We start from the raw sequence: 21,027 nt of genomic DNA on the forward strand, positions 1-21,027 counted from the left end.
GCGTTCATGAATTGACTGATGGGATGACTAGCGCTAATGTCATCATAATTTCACAATTGAAGAAATCTATTCACGAAGAATGGTCTGTATGAATAAAATGAATGAAACGCATTTCATAAAAATGAATAGCAATGGATAGGATAGGTAGCTATTCTAGATATAGATTTGTCATAATTATATAATGCCCCTGAAAAAATAATTACCTAACAGTAGCATCCCACATAGTAAGTCTTCTAAATAACGCCTGACATGATGAAAACTCCTACTTTTTCGTCCCAAATAGGGATAATCCGCAATACCTGTGTTGCAGTCATCATTCTATTAACGCTCTTCTACTCAAAATCGTATGCGCAAACAAAAGTTTTTGCGAATACCGTATCTGCACAAAGCAGGGTCGATAATGCGAACAACGCTACACTGAACGATAACACCTTCGCTACGGTAAATTCGTATGGCGGAGTTGCTGTTGGTATTGGTGGATACAGCGGCGAGCTGGAATTAAGATATCCGGCTGCGGTTAATGCGGGAATAACTTCCTTCATCAGAATAGATTTTGACGGAGACATCCTGAACAGATTGCTGGGAGGAAGTTTAGGCGGCCTGCTGGCTAACGTGGGTGGTACGGTAGTTCTGGGCAACCACTCGTTCGAGGTAGGCGCCAGAAACGGTGCCTCAACTGTATTAACAGGCAGTAGTACAGCGGCTTTCTCGACAGATAATATCAGGATTGTAAAAGATGCCAATGGTTTCTTTTATGTGGCCATAACGCCAACACAGGCATATGACCGTATATATATTAAAGACGTTACCAATGCGGTTTTACTTGGGGTAACCAACAGTACCAGGGTTTACAATGCATTTTATGTTTCGGGTACCGATCCTTGTGCACAGGCATTTAGCACAGGTTATGAGGGAACAGGAATAACGCTTGATGCTTTACAACTGGGCAGTTCGGGTGTAACCAATAGTGAAAGGGCGATTGATAGCGATCCCAATAATTTTTCTACATTAAGTTTAGGCGTACTTGGCGTGGCTTCATCCATCAGCCAAAATTTTTATTTTACAACGCCTTCAAATCCTGGTGATGATATTAACCTGAGGTTCAGCACTACACCAGCATTATTAACCGCCGGAGTTTTACAGAACATTTCGATAACGGCTTATAACGGAAACACCCAGGTTTATACCGGATCGGTTCCAACTACATTAAATCTTGATTTACTTGGCTTGCTCAATAGCGGTCAGCCGGTAACCATACCTTTTTCTCCGGGAGCAGGAGTGGTATTCGACCGGATAAAAGTTACCTTAGGATCGGTTTTAACCGTAAACCTTACCCAAACGCTTAATGTTTATGGTGCAACCCGTTCGGCACCAAGACCAACTTTTACCGCACCGGCAAGTAATGCCATTGCTGCATGTTACAACACTACAGTACCTTTAACTGCCACAACCTCAAGTGCCAACCAATTAATCTGGTACGATGTGGTAGAAGGTGGAACCGCCTTACAAACCGTTGCTTACAATGGTACATTTACCACGCCGGCATTAACGGCCAACAAAACTTATTATGTTGCTGCCAGAAGAATAGGCTGTACAACAGAATCGACCAGGGTGCCGGTTGTAATTACGGTTAACCCACAGATTATTTTTAACGGAGCTACCTTAACCAATGCAACGCCGGGTTTTGCTTACTCAAAACAACTGGATGTAGCAACGGGAGGAACAGGCCCATATACTTATGCTTTAGCGGCGGGCAGCACATTGCCGGCAGGTTTAACTTTATCATCAGCAGGGGTAATTACCGGAACACCAACGGTGGCAAATGCTTATACTTTTTCGGTTGTAGCAACTGATACCAAAGGCTGTAAAGCAACTGCAAATTATAGTTTAACGGTTACCACAGCATTGGTACTTACGCCGGGTGCATTGCCAAACGGCATAACGGGAACGGTTTATTCAACGCAGACTATTCCGGCTGCCACTGGCGGCACAGGGCCATATACTTATACAGCAACTGGTGTTCCTCCGGGTTTAACTTTTAACCCGGCTACAAGAGAGATTACCGGAACACCAACTCAACCCGGAACTTACAATATTCCGGTTACGGTTGTTGATGCGAACGGCAATACCCTTACTTCAAATTATACTGTAAAAATCACTGATCCTTTATTGTTGCCAACCGCTACTTTGGCTGATGGAACAACAGGAACGGTTTACACCACGCAGATTATCCCAACTGCAACGGGAGGAACCACGCCTTATACTTATTCGGCAACGGGACTTCCTCCGGGTTTAACTTTTAATCCGGCTACCAAAGCCATCACGGGTACTCCAACCACTGCCGGAACTTATACTGTACCTGTTACGGTAACCGATGCTGATGGCAAAACGGTAACCACCAATTACAGCATTACAGTAAACAATCCATTGGTTTTACCAGCGGCAACCTTGCCTGATGGAACTGAAGGAGCAGTTTATGCTACGCAGACTTTACCGGCTGCAACAGGCGGTGTTGGTCCGTTTACCTATGTTGCAACTGGTGTTCCTGCCGGATTATCATTTAATCCTGCTACAAGAGAAATTACCGGTACACCGACACAGGCAGGTAATTACACCATTGGTGTTACAGTAACGGATAGCCAGGGTAAAACAGCCAGTAATAATTACCTATTAAAGGTAAATGGAACGTTAACTTTGCCAACCAGGACTTTGCCAAACGGCGTTGTGGGTACTTCTTATCTGCCACAAACCTTACCGGCAGTAAGCGGTGGTGTTGGCCCATATACCTATGCGGCAACTGGTCTTCCTCCGGGATTATCGTTTAACCCAACTACAAGAGAAATTACCGGCACGCCAACACAAGGTGGTAATTATACCATTTCGGTAACGGCTACCGATGCAAATAATAATAAAGCCACTACTACTTATGCATTAGCAGTAACGGTAAATGATCCTGTGGTAGCTTCTGCAACAGTTTGTACGGGAAGCTCCGCCACTTTAACGGTAAGCAACCTTCAAACCGGAGTAACTTATAACTGGTATGCTTCTACCGGAAGTACACCATTAGCCACTGGCAACAACGGTACCTTTACAACGCCTGTGGTTACCTCATCAACTGTGTTTTATGTTGAAGCTGTTTCCGGAACGGCTGTAAGTGCAAGAACATCGGTTAGTGTTTCGGTAAATCCGCCAGCTACCTTGGCTACAGTAACTACCAACAATCAGGTAATTAATGCTGGCCAAACCACAACTTTAACTGCAACAGCTGATGCCGGTAATACCATTGCCTGGTTTGATGCACCAACTGCAGGTACCCAGGTAGGGTCAGGAAATTCATTTACTACACCGGCTTTAACAGCAACCAGAACTTATTATATAGAAACCACCAGTACCAACGGATGTAAAAGCGCAAGCCGCGTTCCGGTAACGGTAACCGTAATTAACGGTGGTGGTGCAACTGCTTGTAATGCAGCCAACAGTCAGAATACAGGTATAAACGGTATCTGTTTATTATGTGCTGTCTCCGGCGCAGGTAACTCAACAGATGCCGATGCGAACAACTTCACCAGGATTTCTCTTGCTGTAGGTGTTACCGCAAATGGTTATCAGCAATTAATTTTCCCTTCAGTTGGGGTAGCTACTGATAGTATTCGTTTAGATTTAGCCTTACCAACCGGTTTAGCTGATGTTGGACTTTTAAATAATGTAACAGTTACCGTATTAAATGGTACTACAGTGGTAAGAACTGTACAGTTAAACGGCGGATTATTAAGCCTTCAACTTTTATCGGGCAACCGTTTTGCAGCAACTGTTTTGGCAGGTGGCGCTTACGATAGGGTTCAGGTGAGCTTTGGTGCCTTGGTTTCAGCAGTTACCAGTTTAGATATTTATGGTGCAACCGTTGTTTATCCTAATCCAACATTTATCGCAGGTGCGCAATCGATCTGTTCAGGCGGTACCGCAACCTTAAGCGCAACTGCAAATGGCGGTACCACTTTAGCCTGGTTTGATGCGCCAACAGGCGGTACACAGGTGGGTACAGGCGCAAACTTCACTACCCCGGCTTTAACTGCTACCACTACATATTATGTTCAGGTAAGCAAAGGCACTTGTTCTAATACCACCAGGGTTCCGGTAACCATTACCGTTAATCCGGCAATTGTATTTACAGGCACAACATTAACCAATGCTACAATTGCTTCTCCTTATAGCAAACAACTTCCGGTGGCAACAGGAGGCACACCGGGTTATACCTATGCTCTTGCTTCGGGCAGCACTTTACCGGCAGGCTTAACTTTATCTACAAGTGGATTGGTAAGCGGAACACCAACTGCAACCGGTAACCCTACATTTGATGTGGTGGTAACCGATAGCAAAGGCTGCAGCACAACAGCAACTTTTACCTTAACAACCACACCTGCACTGGCACTGGCTCCGGGAGCATTGCCTAATGGTGTAACTGGCACAGCATATACTACTAACGGAATTCCGGCTGCAACAGGTGGAACCGGTCCTTATGCTTATTCGGCTACAGGTCTTCCTCCGGGATTGGCTTTTAACCCGGCAACAAGAGAAATTACAGGTACACCGACTCAAACCGGAACCTTTACCATACCGGTTACCGTAACCGATGCCAATGGCAATACCATTACGGCTAACTATACCTTAAAAGTAACCGATCCATTGGTTTTACCACCAGCAACTTTAGCTGATGGAACCACAGGAACCGTTTATACGCCTCAAACTATTCCATCTGCAATGGGCGGATCAACACCTTATACTTATTCGGCAACTGGTCTTCCTCCGGGATTAACCTTCGATCCGGCTACCAGAACAATTACAGGAACACCTACACAATCAGGAACTTTTACGGTACCAGTAACCGTTACTGATGCCGATGGAAAAACAATAACCAGTAATTATACCATAAACATTGTTAATCCTTTACAGTTACCGGCAGCAACTTTGCCTGACGGAACAGAAGGAACTGTATATGCTACGCAAACCTTACCAGCAGCAACCGGTGGTGTTGGTCCTTATACTTATGTGGCAACCAATCTTCCTGCAGGATTAACTTTTGACCCGGCTACCAGACAGGTTTCGGGTACACCTACCCAGGCCGGAAATTATTCGATCGGTGTTACCGCTACAGATAGTGAAGGCAGAACAGCAAGTAACACTTATGCACTTAAAGTAATTGGTGTACTTACATTACCTGGCGCAACTTTACCGAACGGTATTGTAGGTACGGCTTATCCGACACAAACTTTACCAGCAGTAACCGGTGGAACAGCGCCATATACTTATCTGGCAACCGGTCTTCCTCCGGGATTAAGTTTTAATACCGCGACAAGAGAAATAACAGGAACACCAACTTTAGGTGGAACTTATACTATATCTTTAACTGCAACAGATGCAAATGGTAATAAGGCGACTACAGCTTACAGCTTAAACGTAACCGTAAACGCTCCGGTCGTTGCTGCGGCAACAGTTTGCTCAGGAAGTCCGGCTACTTTAAGTGTTAGCAATTTACAGGCAGGTGTAACTTATAACTGGTATGCATCTACAGGAAATACCCCATTAGCAACCAATAATACAGGTGTTTTTGTAACACCTGCGGTAACCTCACCAACCGTATATTATGTAGAAGCAGTATCCGGCACTGCGGTGAGTAGCAGAACTGCTGTAAATGTTTCCGTTAATCCACCGGCAACGCCTGCAACAGTAACCACCAACAGCCAGGTGATCAATGCTGGTCAGTCTACTACTTTATTAGCTACCGCAGATGCTGGTAATACCATCCAATGGTACGATGCTGCTACAGGCGGAACACAGGTAGGAGCTGGTACTTCTTTCACCACACCTGTACTTAACGCAACTACAACTTATTATGTAGAAACTACAAATGCCAGTGGTTGTAAAAGCGCAAGCCGTGTTGCGGTAACGGTTACCGTATTAAACAACGGTGGCGGTACAGCTTGTAATGCTGCAAGCTCACAAAACTCTGGTATCACCGGAATCTGCTTATTATGTAGCGTAACCAATCCTGGAAATTCTACTGATGCAGATCCATCTAACTTTACCAGGATATCGCTTTCCGTAGGTGTTGGTGCATCGGGATATCAGCAATTAATTTTCCCATCAGCTGGAACGGCTACAGATAGCATCCGTTTAGATTTAGCCTTACCAGGTGGTTTATTGGATTTAACCGCATTGGGTAATGTTACCTTAAATGTAATGAACGGTACCACAGTGGTGAGAACAGTTCAGTTAAATTCTTCATTATTAAATCTTCAGTTGCTTTCGGGCAACCGTTTCGCTGCGACTATATTGGCAGGCGGTGCTTACGATAGGGTACAAGTGAGTTTCGGTGCATTAGTTTCTGCAGTAACCAGTTTAGATGTTTATGGCGCAACCATTATTTATCCTAACCCAACTGTAACAGCAGGTGCACAAACCATTTGCGCCGGAAGCACAGCAACTTTAACTGCAACTGCCAACGGTGGCACAACATTGGCCTGGTTTGATGCGCCAACCGGCGGAACACAACTGGCCGCTGGCGAAACCTTTACTACGCCAGCTTTAACTGCTACCACTACTTATTATATCCAGGTAAGCAAAGGAACCTGCGCAAATGCAACCAGGGTTCCGGTAACTGTAACCGTTACACCAGCATTAGCTACTCCGGTATTGGCAACCATTGCCAATGTTTGCGAAGGATCTTCAGCTACTTTATCGGTTGCTAACCCTGATCCGGCGGTAACTTACAAATGGTACGATGCAGCAACAGCTGGTAATCTGGTATTCACCGGTTCGGTATTCCAAACTCCGGCTTTAGCAGCGGCAACTACTTATTATGTAGAAGCATCGCAAGGAAACTGTACCAGTGCGGCACGTGCTGCAGCTGCGGTATCGGTTAATCCTCGTCCGGTGTTGCCTGTTGTCACTGCAAGTTCATCAACCGTGAGTCCAGGACAGACCGCAATTTTAACAGCAACCTCTGCTGATCCAACCAATACTTTCAACTGGTACACTTCTAATACCTCAACAACACCGGTTTATGTAGGAGCAACTTATGTTACCCCTCCGTTACTGGCTACCACCACTTATTATGTAGAATCGGTTTCTACCAATGGCTGTACTTCGGCAAGCCGCGTTCAGGTAACCATTACAGTTGATGGTAACGGATCGCCAAATCCTGTTCCTTGCGAGGCGGCTACCACACAGGTTAACGGCGTTACCGGTGTATCCTTATTATCAGGTGTATTTAACCCGGCTTTAGCTATTGATAACGATACCCAAACAGCCTCATCACTGGTTATGCCGGTTGGCGCACTTGGTGCATCGGTTTATCAGCGGGTTGGTTTTGGATCACTATCTACCGTGGGTGATACCGTACGTGTATTGGTATCCTCACCAGGAAAACTATTGTCACTTTCATTATTGGGCAATGCGACTGTCACCACTTATGTTGGAACGAACAGCAATGGCGATTCGCAATTGTTAAACAATAACTTATTAAATGTTCAGTTGTTGAGTGGTAATACACAGGCCTTAATCACTTTTGTTCCGACCAATGTATTTGATGGAGTAGAAGTAAGGTTAAATTCAGGTGTATTGGGTGCCTTAACATCAATCAACTTAAATTATGCACAACGTGTTCTGGTTGCACCAACTGTAGCATCTGCTAATGTTACTGCTTGTGTGGGCTCAACTGCTCAATTGCAGGTGAGTAATCCATCAGCAGGTTTAACTTACAGGTGGTACGATGCTACCGGAACTTATCTGAGCGGTAAAGACGGTGTTATATTTACCACCCCTGTTTTAACCGGCGATACTAAATTCTATGTGGCTGCAGTATCTGCAACAGGTTGTGTGAGCTACAAAACAGTAGTAAACGTGACCACAAACCCTGCTCCGGTTACTCCTGATCTCCTTTCGGCAGCGGTTAATACCTGTCCTAACACTTCAGTTACCTTCCAGGTTAAAAACCCGGTTGCTGGCACAACTTATAACTGGTACGATACGGCAACTTCTACGACTGTGTTATTTACAGGTGATAACTTTACCACACCATTAATTACGGCCGACAGAAGTTATTTTATGGCTGCGGTTAACAGCTGCGGTACTTCATCAACCAGAACTGAAGGCAAAATTGTGCTTGGAACGATTGATGTTCCGGTAATTACGCCACCATCAATCACCATCAGTGAAGGTTCTGTTGCGGTATTAAAAGCAACATCAAGCACAGCAGGAGCAACCATTAACTGGTACACTACTGCAAACGGAACCATTCCGGTATATACTGGCGAAACTTATGTAACGCCACAATTAAGCACCACCACTACTTATTATGTAGAGGCGACCATTCCTGGCGGATGTACTGCAACCAGCAGGGCAACGGTAACCGTAACGGTGGTGCCTAACGGCAACCCTGTGGTTACCCCATGCGGCGCGGCAACCACTACAGTAGCAAGCGGTGTAACGGGTGTAGCATTATTGGCAGGTGTTTATAACCCAACATTTGCGGTTGATAACGATATTAATACAGGATCTAGCCTGGTTATCCCGGTTGGCTTATTGGGCGCATCTGTTTACCACCAGGTCGGTTTTATAGGCCTGTCAAATGTAGGTGATACTTTAAGGGTAAAAATTACAACGCCAGGAACTTTGCTTTCGGTAGGGGTGTTAAACAACTTAACAGTAACAACTTTCCAGGGTACAACCAGCAATAACGATGCAGTTTCTGTATCTAACCCATTAATCAACTTACAATTATTATCAGGCGGAACATCGGCCATATTAACATTCGTACCAACCAGCAGGTTTGATGGGGCCGAACTGAGGTTAAACTCAGGTTTGCTTGGTGCATTAACCTCTGTTAATTTAGATTATGCACAAAGGGTAATCACTGCTCCGGTAGTAACGTCGAATGCGGTAAGTGTTTGTCAGGGTTCATCTGCCACATTAAGCGTGCAGAACCCGCAGGCAGGTGTAGTGTACAAATGGTACATCGGCACCACTTATCAGGCAGGAAAAGACGGACCAACTTTCACAACAGATCCGGCATTATTGGCTGATAATTACCTTTATTCGGTAACAGCAACAGCCAATGGTTGCGAAACTTTAGGTACTAAAATAACAGTAACCGTATTGCCACCGGCAGTAGCGCCTGTTCCGTCAACAACCAATCCGGCTACAACCTGTATCGGTACATCGGCTACTTTAAGTGTGCAGGCAGTTGCAGGTATTACTTACAACTGGTACGATGCAGCAGTTGGCGGAAACATGTTGGTAACCAACAACAGCAGCTTTAATACGCCTGCAACATTGGCGGCAGGAACCTACGATTATTTTGTAGAAGCTGTAAGTGGTGCAGCTTGTCCGAGCTCAACCCGTACAAAAGTTTCTATCACGGTTAATCCAGCAGCATTAGCTACCGATTTAACCGTAACCGGAACAACTTCATTATGTGCTTCTGGTACCGCAGTACTTACTGCAACCAGCACAACAGTAACCAACCCGGTATTTACCTGGTACAGCGATGCAGCTTTAACACAGGTTGCTTTTGTAGGTGCAGTATTTACTACTCCGGCCATTACAGCAACAACGAAATACTATGTTACTGTTGGCGGAACAAATAAATGTCCTAACACAGCGGGTAATGCAAAAGAGGTTACCATTACAGTAAATCCGGTTGCAGGCCCAACAGATATTAATTTAGCTGGAACAAGCACCATTTGCGGTGGTTCTTCAGTTACCTTAACTGCAACAAGTACAACAGTAACCAATCCGGTATTTACCTGGTACAATGATGCTGCCTTAACTTCGATAGCGTTTACCGGAACCAGTTTTGTTACGCCGGCACTTAATGCCACAACCACTTATTATGTAACGGTTAAAGGCGATAACAAATGCGAAAACACCGCGGCAACAGCAAAACCAATTACCATAACGGTTAATCCGGCTGCAACAGATGCTGATATTACCGCAAGCGGAATTACTTCGATCTGTAAAGGATCAACCGCAGCATTATCTGCCTCAACAACCACAGTAATTAATCCGGTGTTTACCTGGTACAGCGATGCAGCTTTAACAACAGTAGCTTACGTAGGACCAAACTTTACCACACCGGTATTAAATGCAACAACTACTTATTATGTAACCGTAAGGGGTGATAACAAATGTGAAAATTCTGCATCCAACGCTGAAGTAGTTACCGTAACGGTTAAAGATTTTGCTACCGCAGCAGATATTGCGGTAAGCAATGCCCAAATCTGTTCGGGTTCTACTGTAATGTTAATGGCTTCGAGCACCACGGTAACGCAACCAGTATTTACCTGGTACAGTGATGCTTCATTAACCAGTGTAGTATTTACTGGTCCAACTTTTACTGTAACTGGTTTAACGGCCACTACCACTTATTATGTAAGTGTTAAAGGTGCCAATAAGTGCGAAAACACCGCAGCAGATGCGAAAGCAGTTACTGTAACGGTTAATCCGTTGGCTACCACTACCGATATTATCCTGAACGGAAGTACAACAGCATGTGCAGGCTCATCGGCAGTGTTGAGTGCAACTTCACCAACAGTAACCAATCCGGTATTTACCTGGTATAGTGATGCTGCTTTAACCAATATAAGTTTCATTGGTGCAACATATACTACACCACCATTAAACACCACTACCACTTATTATGTAACAGTAAAAGGTGATAATAAATGTGAGAATGCACCTGGTACGGCAAGGGTAATTACCATTACCGTTAGTCCGGTGGCTACCGCTTCTGATATTACCGCGGCCGATGCAACCATTTGCTCAGGATCGGGTACTACTTTGGTGGCCAGCACCACAACGGTTACCAACCCAACCTTTACCTGGTACAATGATGCTGCCTTAACTTCGGTAGCTTATGTAGGAGCTTCATTTGCAACGCCAGTATTAACCACAACCACTAAATATTATGTTACGGTTAAAGGCGATAACAAATGTGAAAATTCAGGAATTACCGCTAAAGTGGTAACGGTTAATGTGAACCAGGCTGCAACAGCTGCAGATATTACCTTATCAGCACCAACTTTGGTATGCGGATCGGGTACAGCAGTAATCAATGCCAGCTCTACAACAGTAACCAATCCGGTATTTACCTGGTACAACGATGCTTCGTTAACCAGTGTGGCCTTTACCGGACCAATATTTACCACACCGGTATTAACCACTACCACCACTTATTACGTAACCGTAAAAGGAACCAATAAATGTGAAAACAGTGCCGCAGATGCTGCAGCAGTTACCATTAAGGTTAACCCGATTGCAGTTGCCACAGATATTGTGGTAAATGGTTCAACAAATGTTTGCGGAGGTTCTGCAGCAGTATTAACCGCCAGCAGCACAACGGTAACCAACCCGGTATTTACCTGGTACACCAATGCAACTTTAACTGATGTAGCCTTTGTAGGTGCAGTATTTACTACACCAACGTTAACTGCCAACACCACTTACTATGTAACGGTAAAAGGCGACAACAAGTGCGAAAACAGTGCAGCAACGGCTAAATCAATAAATGTGGTGGTTAATCCTGTAGCTTCGGCAACTGATGTTACCGCAGCAGATGCAACCATCTGTGCAGGCTCATCAGCCAGTTTGGTAGCCAGCACTACTACCGTAACCAATCCGGTATTTACCTGGTACAGCGATGCTGCCTTAACAACCCCGGTATTTACAGGTGCAACTTTCAATACACCAGCATTAACGGCAACCACTAAATATTACCTGACTGTAAAAGGTGATAACAGATGTGAAAGTTCTGCTGCAAATGCAAAAGTGGTTACAGTTACAGTAAATGCAGGCGCAACCGCTGCTGATATTACCTTATCAACTCCGGCAATCGTATGTGGATCGGGTACAGCAGTAATCAATGCCAGCAGTACAACGGTAACCAATCCGGTATTTACCTGGTACAACGATGCTTCACTAACCAGTGTGGCCTTTACCGGACCAATATTTACCACACCGGTGTTAAGCACTACCACAACCTATTATGTAACTGTTAAAGGAACTAATAAATGTGAAAACACTGCTGCAAACGCGGTAGCGGTAACCATTAAAGTTAATCCGGTTGCCAGCGCAACAGATATTACGGTAAATGGTTCAACATCGGTTTGTGCAAATGCAGCCGCAACATTGGCCGCAACCAGCACAACAGTTACCAACCCGATATTTACCTGGTACAGTGATGCCACTTTAAATACAGTCGTGTTTACTGGTCCGGTATTTACTACCCCGGTGTTAACTGCAAATACAACCTATTATGTAACCGTTAAAGGTGATAACAGATGCGAAAGTTCTGCAGCAACAGCAAGGGCGGTTGCCATTACTGTAAATGCATTGCCAAACAATCCTGTGGTATCTGCTCCGAACGGAGGCATTTGCGCAGGTGATGGTGCAACCCTGACAGTAACCAATGCACAGGCAGGTGTTACTTACGAATGGTACAATGCAGCAGTTGGTGGTAATTTATTATTCACGGGTACAAGCTATAATGTTACTGCTTTAACTGCCACAACAGATTACTATGTATTGGCAATTGGTACAGGCGGATGTAATAACAACGGTGGCCGAGTTAAAGTAACCGTTACCGTAAATGCCAAACCAACCGTACCAACTGTAGCTTCATCATCAGTGAGTGTATGTACAGGAAGCCCTGCAGTATTAACAGTTACCAACCCTCAAACAGGGGTTACTTATAACTGGTACACTGCCGCAGCAGGTGGCGCACCGGTAGGTACTGGCGTAAACTTTACAACACCGGCTGTTATTGCAAACACTACTTATTATGTAGAGGGTGCAAACGGAAGCTGTATATCAACATCAAGAACACCGGTAAATGTAACTGCACTACCAGTACCAGTTGCACCAGCATCAGTAACAGCTGCAAACGGAACACTTTGCGCAGGCAGCTCGACCATATTAACGGTAAATAATCCAGTAACAGGATTAGTGTACAGGTGGTATGCTGCAAGCTCTAACGGTCCGGTACTGGCAGAAGGTATAACCTTTACCACGCCAAACTTAAGCGCTACCACCATCTACTATGTAGAAGCTGTAGCTGTGGGTGGTTGTGCAAGTCCGGGCAGAACGCCTGTTACGGTAACTGTGCTTCCTGTGCTGGCTAAACCTGATGTAGTGGTACAAACCACAACACCTAACAGCATCACCTTTGCGTGGGCTGCGGTTGCAGGTGCTACAGCTTACGAAGTATCGCTGGATAATGGTTTAACCTGGATCAATCCAACAAACGGACCAACCGGAACAACCTACTTTGTTACAGGCTTAAAACCTGATCAAAGTGTAAGTATCTCGGTTAGGGCTAAAGGAGTACTTGATTGCCAAACCAGTGCAAACGGTTCAGTAACAGGTAAAGCAACCAATCCGTTTGGAAACCAGATTTACATACCAAATGCGTTTACACCGAATAACGACGGTAAGAATGATATATTCTTAATCTACGGCAATACCATCGCAAGCGCTAAAATGAGTGTGTACACACAATGGGGTCAGTTAATCTTCCAGTCAGATAACGTAGCAAATGGATGGGATGGAACCTTTAAAGGGGTAAATCAACCAATCGGGGTTTATGTATATATGGTTGATGTAACCTTTACCGACGGAACAACCACACTGAGAAAAGGTACAATAACGCTGATCAGATAAAGAAGAGGATTAATAATTAACAGATAAAACCAAAGACCATGAAAATACTACCGGCTTTAAAAATATATGTTGCTGTGCTGGGATTACTGCTTTGCTCAGCTAAATCCTTTGCACAAACTGATCCGCATTTTTCACAGTATTATGCAAATCCCTTATACCTTAACCCCGCCTTAACGGGTGTAATAGACGGCGATTACCGCGCAACTGTAAACTTTAAGCAGCAATGGAGTGCACTTAACAGTTCTTTCTTAACGGGTGGTGCGTCTTTTGATCTCGCCCCGAAAAAGAATTTCGCTTTTGGTGCAACCATTTTAAACCAGAGGGCAGGGGAGTTGGATTTCAACTACCTTTCTGCCCTGGTATCGGGTTCGTACCGTTTAAGGTTTGGTGCCGAAGGTTTGCAGATGGTAAGCTTTGGTTTACAGGCCGGGGTAATTAACCGCAGTTTCGATTTCTCTCAGGCCAGGTTTGGTAATCAGTTTAATCCAACATCAGGTTACGATGGCGGGATGATGAGCGGCGAAACCCTTTCATCGCAGTCTTCACTGGTGCCCGATGTAAACGCAGGGATCATGTTCTTTGATGGTAATCCAAACAAAAGCGTAAACGTTTTCTTAGGCGCCAGTGCAGCGCACTTAACCCGCCCTATGGACCGTTTCTCTGGTACCAATTCACGTATTCCTGTTCGCTTTACCGCGCATGGTGGTGCAAGGATCAAAGCTTCCGAACTGCTGGATATAGTCCCCAACGCATTATTTATGTATCAGGGTAATACCAACGAGGTTTCGTTAGGTGCGTATGCACAATTAAACGTTAATCCATCAGCAAACATTTTATTTGGCGGTAATTACCGTAATAAAGATGCTGCAATCGCCTTTGTTGGCCTGCAGTTGAAAAACATGGTTTTCGGGCTGAGTTACGATGTGAACACGTCTACTTTCAACCGTGCATCAAACAGTAATGGCGGTTTAGAGCTTTCGGTATCTTTAATTGGACGTAATGGAATTATCGGGCCAAACTTTTTTTGTCCGCGTTTATAATCTTTATCATCAGTGCTAACAAACCGAGCTAACGTTCAAAACGATAGCAAAACGATTAATAATTTATAAAGATGAAAAAAATATTACTCATTTTATTAGTGGCATTTGGCGGTTTTGCTAACGCGCAGTATGTGGTAAATTATAAAAAGGTTGCTGATACTTATTTCGAAAATAAGGATTACTATGCTGCATCTACCTTTTATAAAAAAGCCCTTAAAATTACAGGCGATAGTACCCAGGCCATTTTACCTTATGGCAAGGAAAGAAAATCAGCGGCTGATGATAAAGTGATAGAAGATTATGAAGGATCGATTTATAACCTTGCCGAATCGAGCAGGCTGTACCGTGAATTTAACGAAGCCGAAAAATATTATGCCATAGCCAGTACTTTTACAAATACCCGTTTCAGAAAAGCATTGTTTTATTATGCAGAAAGCCTAAGGGCCAATAAAAAATTTAACCTTGCTATTGATACTTATCAGCAGTTTATTCAAAAAAATGGCGACGATCCTTTAGCTAAAGAAGCACAAAAGGAAATCGAATCGTGTAAGTTTGCCATCGAAGAAATGCGTTTCCCACGCATGGTGCAGATCAAAAAAGTTCCGGCTAATGTAAATGGCCTTGGTTCTAACTATGCTGCGGTAAAAATAAACAACGAACTTTTCTTCACCTCATCACGTCCGGTTGCCGTAGGTACCAAAAGAGACATGGTTAAAACCGAAGCCGGTGGCGAAGTTCAGGTATCAACCAAAGCTAATCCATTTATCAATAATATTTATTCGGCCAAAGGTGATTTAAATACAGCAGATATTGCTGTTAAGAAGCTTGATATCAATTTTGCAAGGGGTACCGAAATTGCAGCTGCTGCTTTTACACCAGATGGAAATACGCTTTATTTCACCTCCTGGAAAGATAAAGATAAATACGCCATTTACAGTGCTAAAAAAACCGGCGATAAATGGTCTGATCCGCAGGCAGTGGGCTTGCAGGTAAACAGTAAAGATTTTAACTCATCGCAACCCTTTGTTACCAGTGATGGTAAATTTCTTCTTTTTTCATCTGATAGAAGTGGGGGTTACGGTAAGTTCGATATTTGGTATTGTGCCATACGCGAAGATGGTTCATTGGGTCAGGCTGTAAATTTAGGTCCCACTATTAATACCGAAGATGATGAACGTGCACCCTACTACAATACCCTAACCAAAAAATTATTGTTCAGTACCGATGGAAGAATAGGCTTTGGTGGCCTTGATTTCTTTGAATCAGAAGGCGATCTGGTTGATTGGACCACCCCAAAAAATATGGGTTATCCTTTCAATTCATCAAAAGACGATATTTACTTCACCGCAACCGATGATAAAGGCACAAAAGGGTACATCAGTTCCGACCGCGAATCATCATGCTGTTTGGAAATATTCGAAGTAAAAAAAGAATATTTATCAATTTCTGGCCTGCTAACCGATTGTAAAACCAAACTGCCTTTGGCTGGCGCAAACGTAACGCTTAACAATGCAGAAGGTTCGCAAAAAGTTGTTACCGGTACCGATGGCGTCTATAAATTTAAAGTAGATTCGAAAAGACCAATCAAATTGCTTTTCGCAAAAGACAATTATTTTGCCGTTACCAAAAACTATGCTTACGAAGAATTGGCAAAAGCAGATACTTTAATTTATAAAGATTACTGCCTAAGTCCTTTCAAATTGGGCATTCCAATCGCTTTAGATAATGTTTATTACGAATTTAACAGCGCCGAGTTAACCGAACCATCTAAAAAAGTGCTCGACTTCCTCATCCCGATTATGGAAGATAATCCCGAAATGGAAATCGAATTAGGCTCACATACTGATAATATCGGCACAGATGAGTACAACCTCGATTTATCAAACAGAAGGGCAAAATCTTGTACCGATTATTTAGAGAGCAAAGGAATTGCCGCTTCCCGGATGACCTCCAAAGGTTACGGCGAGTCGATGCCAATTGCACCAAACGAAATCATCGTTAGACGCAAGAAAAAAGATAACCCCGACGGAAGGGCTAAAAACAGAAGAACTGAATTTAAAGTAACCAAAAAATAGAATACAATTAACATCCCGGTAAAGCCATCTTCGTAAAGGAGATGGCTTTTTTGTTGTTGGTTGGGATTTTGTTGGTCGGGATTTGTAACTCCGCCCCGGTCCTGTATCCTCACAAACCAAAACCCAATAACCAGTAAGTAGTGAAAACCCGAACTATACTATTAATCCAACCGTAAATCTGCGTAAATCTGTCTAATCTGCGGGCAACTCTTTTTCAACCTCAACTCCAACCGAAAACTGGTAATCTAAATTAATCTTTGTAATTTTCACCACCATTTAAATCCGATGAAGCTTAATATCCAACCCACAGTAATTTTTAGAACGCCTAAATTTTCATATCAATCCGAACTTGCCGATTGCTGGGAGGAATTAAAAAAAGCCATCGCCATATCTTCTACCGCTTTCTACGAAAATATTAAAGATGTAGAAGCAAACCAGCTACAAAGCCTGCCTCCAAAGGTTTATTTTACCATCTGGAAGTATTTTAACCGTGCAAAGTTTCGCCCTACGCCCTATGGTACATTTGCAGGTTTTAGCCTGTTAAACGATGCTATTAAACCATCTGATAGTAAGGTTGTTATAGAAGAAGAGCAAAAAATCTGCGGGCTGGTTGACTGGCCCTGCAAAAATAATATTCAACTGCCCTTAGCTGATCTGTTAATGAAAAACTGCCTGTTATTCAGTAACAGCAGTTACTATTTTACCCCAAACAGTATCCGTTATATTGCCTGCACCGATGGCGTTTTCGAACTCGCAGAGCTCGATGAGGATGATTTTGTAAAACAGATATTGGATGCCTGTATAAAACCGGTACCTACTAATGAACTCATCCGGACCTTAAATTTGCAAAGCGAAGAAGTAGAAAACCTTTTCGGCATGCTCCAGGATATGCACGATTTGCAGCTCATATTTACCAGTTACGACCCAAATATTATTGGTAACGACTATTTCGAACGCCTGGGGCTTACCAATGCAACAGATTTGCCAAAATACCTGATTGCCCATAGAACTGTTAAATCAGGACATTTAAACGCACAATTGCTTCATGCTGTTCCGGGGCTGATCAAAATGCTTCATGGCATTTTACCAAACAGTGAGCGCGGGGCATTGAGCCAGTTCATCACAAATTTTAAAAAGAAATTTGAAGATCAGGAATTACCGCTTTTAATCGCACTAGATCCCGAAATGGGGGTTGGTTACGATCAGCTCGAGCAAACCGGCGAAAATGATGATTTTATATCGAAATTAAACAATAAGTCGGGCAAAAAGGAGAGCGATACCGATAGCATTAAAGCAGTACTTAAAAACAGCCTCACCACGCAAAGTTTTGAAAAAGGGAAGCCCGTGTTTTTAAATAAACTTGCCATAAAACCAAACGAAAATCCGAAGCCGTTACCCAATTCATTCAGTATGCTCCTGACTGTACACGACGATTTACTTTTTACCGAGCAGATAGGAGGGGCAACTGCCAACGCACTAACCGGCAGGTTTACCATGGCCGGTGAAGCCGTTGAAAATTATGCTAAAAACGTAGCTGCAGCAGAGCAAGAGGCCAATCCTGATGTGTTGTTTTTTGATGTGGCCTACATGGTAGAAACTAACATTGATAATGTAAACCGCCGGAAACTGATTTACGATCATCAGCTCTCAATCCTCAATTATGATACCTCCGCCGATCCACTCAGTTTAAACGATATTCTGCTTTCAGTTAAAGGAACCGAGGTTGTACTGCGCTCTAAACGTTTAAACAGGCGTTTGGTGCCCCGCATGGCCTCTGCTTATAATTATTCACGTTCAGATCTTTCGGTATTCAGGCTCTTGTGCGATTTGCAGCATCAGGGCCTGGTTACCAGCCTTTCATTACCGCTCGATAACCTGTTTCCCGATCTCGAATATTATCCGCGTTTACAATATCAAAACATAGTACTAAGCAATTACAAGTGGAAAATTAAAAAGGAAGATCTTTTAGGTATAGACCAAAAACTTTTATCAATTGAACTGTTCCGCGCACATCTTGTAGAAATAGGTGTGGGTGAATATTTTAAAGCCGGGGTATCCGATCAAACCCTATGTTTCGCGTTGCACAGTGATGATGATCTTGGTGCTTTTCTTCAATACATGCAAAAACACACCTCATTGTATATCGAAGAAGCAAACCTGCCCAAAAATAGCATTGTAGAAGATGAAGAGGGGAAACCCTATCTGGCCCAGTTTGTTCTAAACATCAGCCATGCAGCGAAAATTTATAATGGTTTGTTACCTCAGGAAAAAAATGCTGGCGCAATCCGGTATTTCCCGCCAGGATCAGAATGGCTTTATTTCGAGATTTTTTGCCACCAGCAAAGGTCAGATCAGATTTTAGCTGAAGTAATTGCCCCGTTTTTAGCCAATCATTCGGGTGATATCAGTTCCTGGTTTTTTATCCGCTATAATGAAAATGGAAACCACATCAGGTTCAGGCTGCTTTTAAACGATAAACTTAAAATGCAGGCGCTAATGGCCAGCTTAATAAATAGCCTGACCGTATTTTTAAATTCAGGGCTGGTATCTGATGTGCAGATTAAAACCTATAAGCGCGAACTCGAACGTTATAGCAGCGACATCATTGAGGATGTTGAAAAACATTTTGCTGCAGATAGTGAATTTGTACTGTCCCTTTTCGAAACACAGCCTGATCATTTTGATAAATATAAACTATGCGCCGTCCTTTTTGCCGGACTTATTAAAGCCGGATTGTTTGATCAGCAGGTAGCAGGGAAGATAATCAGGTCATTATCAGATTCTTTCAACCATGAACATCATTTGGATGCAGCCGATTTTAAACAGCTCAATAACCAGTACCAGTTGTTCAGGAAATCCGAATTTACTGCGCTAACCTCAGCACAAAAAGAGCAGTTTGAACAATTTTCAGCTTCATTGATCAGTATTCTTCAGCAGGCGCAGCCCGAAAAACGTGCTAAATTATGCAGCGATTTAATGCACATGCATGTAAACAGGCTTTTTAATAAAAACCAGCGCACCCATGAAATGGTGATGTATTACTTTCTGTTAAAAGATATTCAACGGCAAAATGCCATTAACAATTAGCGGTTTAGCCTTGCCATCGGGTTAACTACAGTAACTTCAATTTCGGTAATGTATCGGTTAAGCGGGTCTTTATAATACCTGAACACATAATCGTTGCCGTAAAAGTTACTCAAACGCTTGCCAATGTTTTCAATACCAACATGATGGCTCTCACTTTGCTTTCCCTTATTGTCATTAATCATGTTGATCGTGCTGATATGGAGATTATCTTTTTCGTAAACAATTTTAATTAACGCCGGCTGTGTAGAGTGTGAAACATTTCCGTGCTTAAATATGTTTTCTACTAAAGTTAATAATATAAGGGGTGGAAACCTTAACCCAAATAAATCTCCCGTTACTTCAAGTTCCAGATTAATCGTGTTAGCCGTTCGGAGTTTATGAAGATTGATTAAATGCTCAATTTGCTCAATTTCTTCACTTAAAGGAACCATTTCTGACGCTTCAGGGCGTTTTAGTGCATAGCGCATCATTTCAGCCAGGTTCATAATCGCATCTGCTGCCATGGGTGCCTTTTTACGGGCGTCGTTATAAATAAAGTTTAAGGTGTTGAACAGGAAGTGCGGATTGATCTGACTGCGCAGGTAATTGTTCTGCGATTGCACCAGGTCGTTCTCTAAAGCTTGTTTCTCGAGCTGGGTAATCAGATTCAGTCTTTCAAGTGCTTCAACCTTCTTTTGATCCTGAAATGATTTGGTGATATAAACATAACCTGTAGAATAACCAATAAATAGTATAGACCGGTAAACACAGGATAATATTAATTCCCGGTCAAATGATCGGGCAGGATTTGTTTTAATTAAACTTATTTTTTCGAATAAAATAATAAGGAGAAATGTAGAAACCACGTATGCAAAAATTATTACCGCAATGAGGATGGTAACCTTTAAAATTTTTATAGCATTTGATCCGGTTTTTAATATGCTTTTAAATAAAAAACCATAGGTATAGAAGGTTAAAATATTAACGATGTACACAAGTAGATACGCGCCCGGCTCTCTGAAACGATTTGTAGTTAAACCAAGAATAAATACCTCATAAACGATGTAAAGACTCCATACCAACAGGTGAAACTTATACTTTTCGTAGAATATTTTTAAGTGTAAAAAGTTCAT

The 21,027-nt window shown here is 43.1% G+C and carries 5 protein-coding genes; 4 read left to right on the plus strand and 1 reads right to left on the minus strand.

The window, feature by feature from the left end; genetic code table 11:
* Window positions 1-249: 249 nt before the first annotated feature.
* The 4 genes from ABD769_RS17075 to ABD769_RS17090 all read left to right on the plus strand — a co-directional run bounded on the left by ABD769_RS17075 (window position 250) and on the right by ABD769_RS17090 (window position 19,915).
* Complete coding sequence (locus ABD769_RS17075; RefSeq protein ID WP_344852603.1) at window positions 250-13,713, plus strand: Ig-like domain-containing protein; 13,464 nt, start codon at window positions 250-252, stop codon at window positions 13,711-13,713.
* Between the two features lie 38 nt (window positions 13,714-13,751).
* A complete protein-coding gene (locus ABD769_RS17080; RefSeq protein WP_344852604.1) occupies window positions 13,752-14,753 on the plus strand; it encodes a PorP/SprF family type IX secretion system membrane protein in 1,002 nt (333 codons plus the stop codon).
* Between the two features lie 71 nt (window positions 14,754-14,824).
* Entirely contained in the window at window positions 14,825-16,828 is a 2,004-nt protein-coding gene (locus ABD769_RS17085) for an OmpA family protein (RefSeq protein ID WP_344852605.1), read from the plus strand.
* 285 nt (window positions 16,829-17,113) lie between these two features.
* Window positions 17,114-19,915, plus strand: coding sequence for a lantibiotic dehydratase (locus ABD769_RS17090; protein ID WP_344852606.1), 2,802 nt, complete (start codon window positions 17,114-17,116; stop codon window positions 19,913-19,915).
* Here the strand turns inward: ABD769_RS17090 and ABD769_RS17095 are convergent.
* Window positions 19,912-21,027, minus strand: a complete 1,116-nt coding sequence (locus ABD769_RS17095) for a sensor histidine kinase (RefSeq protein ID WP_344852607.1) — start codon at window positions 21,025-21,027, stop codon at window positions 19,912-19,914. The two genes, ABD769_RS17090 and ABD769_RS17095, sit on opposite strands and share 4 nt — an antisense overlap.

This window comes from Pedobacter jeongneungensis (genome assembly GCF_039538295.1).
In the GTDB taxonomy this organism is placed as follows: Bacteria; Bacteroidota; Bacteroidia; order Sphingobacteriales; family Sphingobacteriaceae; genus Pedobacter; species Pedobacter jeongneungensis.

Bases quoted from the DNA above. Each gene is read 5' to 3' on its own strand.
- ABD769_RS17090 (WP_344852606.1), top strand. From the start codon at position 17,114: ATGAAGCTTAATATCCAACCCACAGTAATTTTTAGAACGCCTAAATTT.
- ABD769_RS17085 (WP_344852605.1), top strand. From the start codon at position 14,825: ATGAAAAAAATATTACTCATTTTATTAGTGGCATTTGGCGGTTTTGCT.
- ABD769_RS17095 (WP_344852607.1), bottom strand. From the start codon at position 21,027: ATGAACTTTTTACACTTAAAAATATTCTACGAAAAGTATAAGTTTCAC.
- ABD769_RS17080 (WP_344852604.1), top strand. From the start codon at position 13,752: ATGAAAATACTACCGGCTTTAAAAATATATGTTGCTGTGCTGGGATTA.
- ABD769_RS17075 (WP_344852603.1), top strand. From the start codon at position 250: ATGATGAAAACTCCTACTTTTTCGTCCCAAATAGGGATAATCCGCAAT.